General features: G+C 40.4%; 1 protein-coding gene. It reads right to left on the bottom strand.

All coding sequences use genetic code 11. The annotated features are described in order from the left end of the window. Nucleotides 1–545: IS4 family transposase (locus ACVBIO_RS21610; protein WP_447173432.1), on the bottom strand; the 545-nt coding region annotated here is incomplete at both ends.

Below are 545 nucleotides of genomic sequence, written 5' to 3'. Positions count from 1 at the left end.
CGGCTACCTAACATGTATTGTTTCTGCTCACGATAACCTAACTCTATTTCCCAGCGATGCTCGTACAGCCCTGTTATATCGGCTGTTGGAAATCGCATGGCATCAAGCATTGAGGTTAAAACCTCATAGGTTTTACCTTTTATTTTACGTGTAACAAGGCGTGCTTGAATCGTTTCAGGTAACTCAGGCCAGAGCTTTCTCGCTCTTGGGTTGCTATGTAGTAGCACCAATTTATCATTACGCCCTCGTGATTGGATAACTTCATATTGAACGTTCTTTTTTAGCGGAATAAGCCAGTGTCTTTCAGTACCACTTTGCTGCCATTTATGCAGAAGACCTAGCGAATAAAATCCTTTATCGAACATGGTGACACTATGATTAGGCGTGGTTTCTATCAATTGCTCCGCAAGTATCATTTCATTGACGTTATAGTCATCAAAAGCACTTCCTGTAATCAAGTGACTGCTTAATTCCATCTGACAAACCATTCTTACTTGCGGATATTGCGTATTTTTTTGACGTGAAAATGCTTCATTATTCTTTGG

The sequence above is a fragment of the Shewanella sp. 0m-8 genome (genome assembly GCF_052977265.1).
Note: the sequence above shows the minus strand (reverse complement) of the source record. Positions and strands in the feature narration are given on the sequence as shown.